A 3285-nucleotide genomic window follows, 5' to 3' on the forward strand; every position below is an offset into this window, starting at 1 on the left:
CGGCCGGCACCCTGGCCAGGTCGGGCAGGGTCAGCGCCACGACCTCCCGCTCGACGGCCGGCTCCACCGCCACCGTGCTCACGCCCTTGGCCCGTACGGACTCCACCGCGAGCTCCGGCAGCACCGCCACCCCCAGCCCCGCGCCGACCAGGCCGACCACCGCCGGGTAGTCGTCGGTGGCGAAGTCGATGCGCGGGGTGAAGCCCTCGCCCTCGCACACCTCCACCAGATGGCGGCGGCAGCGCGGACAGCCCGCGATCCAGGGTTCGTCCGCCAGTTCCGCCATTCCCACGCGCGCCGCCCCGGCCAGCCGGTGCCCTTCCGGGACCAGCCCGACGAGCCGGTCGGTCAGCAGCGGCCGCACCACGAGGTCGTCCCACTCCGCGGCGGAATGGGACGCACCGCCGTAGCGGAAGGCCAGCGCCAGGTCGCAGTCGCCCTCGCGCAGCATCTCCACCGACCGCGGCGGCTCCGCCTCGACCAGCGAGATCCGGGTCCCCGGATGCTCGGCGCGCATCGCCGCGAGCGCGGTCGGCACCAGCGTCGAGCTGCCGCTGGGGAAGGACACGAGCCGGACCCGGCCCGCGCGCAGCCCCGCGATGGCAGCGACCTCCTCCTCGGCGGCGGTCAGCCCGGCCAGGATCCCCGCGGCGTGGCGGACCAGGGCCTCGCCCGCCTGGGTCAGCCGCATCTCACGGCCGGTGCGGATGAGCAGCGGGGTGCCCGCCGACTGCTCCAGCGCCTTCATCTGCTGGGAGACGGCCGGCTGGGTGCAGCCGAGCTCACGGGCGGCGGCGGAGAAGGACCCGGTCCCGGCGACGGCGCGCAGGACCCGGAGATGGCGTGCTTCGATCACCCTTCGAGCATAAGCCCTACTTTGATTTGCCGGTAAATACCCCAATGTCGCTTTGAGGCGGCTCGGTCGGCGTGATCCCATGGGCTCCATGCACCTGATCTCTGTGAACCTCGGCCGCGCCGCGGCCGTCGACTACACGGACGCGGAGGGTGGGGTGACGGGCATCGCCAAGCGCCCCGTCCCCGGACCGGTCCACGTCCTCGCCCCGGGCCCCAGGGCCACCGGCCTCGGCAGCGGCCTGGAGGGCGACGCCGTCTGCGACCGGCGGCACCACGGCGGCGACCACCAGGCCGTCTACGCGTACGCCCGCGAGGACCTGGACCTGTGGGAGCACATGCTGGGCCGCGAGCTGCCCGGGGGGCTGTTCGGCGAGAACCTCACCACCTCCGGCATCGACCTGAACACGGCGCGGATCGGCGACCGCTGGCGGGTCGGCGCGGACCTCGTCCTCGAAGTGGCCTCGGCCCGCATCCCGTGCCGGACCTTCCAGGGGGCCATGGGCGAGACCGGCTGGGTCAAGCGGTTCACACGGGAGGCCCGGCCGGGTGCGTATCTGCGGGTGATCAAGGCGGGCTCGGTCTCCCCCGGCGACCCGATCGAGATCATCCACCGGCCGGACCACGAGGTGACGGTGCAGCTGTGGTTCCGCGCCTTCACCACCGAGCGGGCCCTGCTGCCGCTCACCCTGGCCGCGGGCGAGGCGATGGAGCCGGAGGCCCAGGAGCGGGTTCGCCTGTACGTGGAGAAGTACGGGGCAGGGGCCGGGGCGAGGTAGCGCCGTCATCGGGGGAAGCTAGGTTGCGCCTATGACGACTGCGTTGATTACGGGATCCACGGCGGGCATCGGCGCCGCCTTCGCCCGGCGGCTGGCCGCCCAGGGGCACAATCTGGTGCTGGTGGCACGCGACACGAAGCGGCTCGGCGAGCAGGCCACCGAGCTGCACGACCGGCACGGCATCGAGGCCGACGTACTGGTCGCCGACCTCTCCACGGAGGAGGGCATCGGGGCGGTCGAGCAGCGCCTCGGCGACCGCACCCACCCGGTGGACCTGCTGGTCAACAACGCGGGCTTCGGCAACAAGGGCCGCTACCTCGAGGTCTCCATGGCCGACGAGCTGACCATGCTGAAGGTGCACGTCGAGGCGGTCCTGCGGCTGACCTCGGCGGCCACCGAATCGATGCGCTCGCGCGGCCGCGGCGGCGTGATCAACGTGGCCTCGGTGGCCGCCTTCGTACCGCGCGGTACCTACGGGGCGAGCAAGGCCTGGGTCGTGCAGTTCACCCAGGGCGCGGCGCGGGACCTGGCGGGCTCAGGGGTGCGGCTGATGGCGCTGTGCCCCGGCTTCGTCCGGACGGAGTTCCACGAGCGGGCCGGCATGGGCACGGACAACATCCCCGGCTGGATGTGGCTGGACGCCGACAAGCTGGTGGCCACGGCCCTGGACGATCTGGGCCGCGGGAAGACGGTGTCGATCCCGGACCCGCGGTACAAGGCGCTGATGGGCGTGGTGAAGCTGACGCCACGCGCACTGCTGGGCGGGATGTCCTCGCGCACGGGCCGCAAGTACGGCCCCCAGTAGCCCTGGAGGGGCCCCGCCAGCTTCGTCACGAGCGGCCGATCGGGTGAAATCTCCCTAAACTGGACCTGTCCCATCCAGCGCGGGAGGCGACGCGATGACATTCGTACAAGTGATTGATTACGAAACCAGGCGGTTCGACGAGATGAACGCGCTCATCGATCGCTGGGCGGAGCAGAGCAGCGGTAGGCGCACGGCCACGCACACGATGATCGGCCAGGACCGTGAGGCCCGGAACCACTACGTGGACATGGTGGAGTTCGCCTCGTACGAGGACGCCATGAAGAACTCCCACCTCCCCGAGACGGACCGGATGTTCCAGGAGATGGTGGCTCTCTGCGAAGGCATGCCGAAGTTCATGAACCTCGACGTGGTCCGCGACGAGCACCTCAACAAGCAGCTCGCCCGGCGGGTGTTCGAGGAAGCGGCGATGGCGGGGAACATGGCTGTTCTCGACGAGTGCTTCGCGACGAACTACATCGACCACGACGTCAGCAAGGCGGAGTCCACCGTCATCGGACGCGAGGCCATGCGGTCGGACATGGAGACGTGGCGCGCGGCCTTCGACATGACGTTCGAGCCGGTGGCCCAGCTGGCCGAGGGCGACATGGTCACGACGGTGTGGAACTGGCGCGGCACCCACAAGGGCCCGTTCATGGGAGTCGCACCGACCGGTAAGACGTACGAGATGTCCGGGAGCACCACCTTCCGGTGCCTGGACGGAGAGATCATCGAGGGCTGGTGGCACTACAACCCCGGTGCCCTGCAGCAGCAGATGGGCGGATCCGGTTCCCCGTACGGCACCTGAGGCCCCGCCAGGGCGAAAGCAACGGGAAGGCCCCGTTCCGCGAC

At 71.0% G+C, this 3285-nt stretch carries 4 protein-coding genes; 3 read left to right on the forward strand and 1 reads right to left on the reverse strand.

Translation table 11 applies throughout. The annotated features are described in order from the left end of the window. The coding region (locus ACWGIU_RS33535) for a LysR family transcriptional regulator (RefSeq protein ID WP_453711879.1) at window positions 1-856 on the reverse strand (856 nt) is incomplete at its 3' end. Between the two features lie 88 nt (window positions 857-944). On the opposite strand from ACWGIU_RS33535, the gene ACWGIU_RS33540 reads away from it, so the two are divergent. From ACWGIU_RS33540 to ACWGIU_RS33550, 3 genes are all read left to right on the forward strand, one after another. Next, window positions 945-1631 (forward strand): MOSC domain-containing protein, encoded by a 687-nt coding sequence (locus ACWGIU_RS33540; RefSeq protein WP_453711880.1) that lies wholly within the window; start codon window positions 945-947, stop codon window positions 1629-1631. A gap of 31 nt (window positions 1632-1662) precedes the next feature. Next, on the forward strand, window positions 1663-2436 hold the full coding sequence (locus tag ACWGIU_RS33545) for an SDR family NAD(P)-dependent oxidoreductase (RefSeq protein WP_453711881.1): 774 nt from the start codon (window positions 1663-1665) through the stop codon (window positions 2434-2436). A gap of 109 nt (window positions 2437-2545) precedes the next feature. Further along, on the forward strand, window positions 2546-3241 hold the full coding sequence (locus ACWGIU_RS33550) for an ester cyclase (protein WP_453711882.1): 696 nt from the start codon (window positions 2546-2548) through the stop codon (window positions 3239-3241). The last annotated feature ends 44 nt before the right edge of the window (window positions 3242-3285 follow it).

Source organism: Streptomyces sp. NPDC054840 (assembly GCF_053611065.1).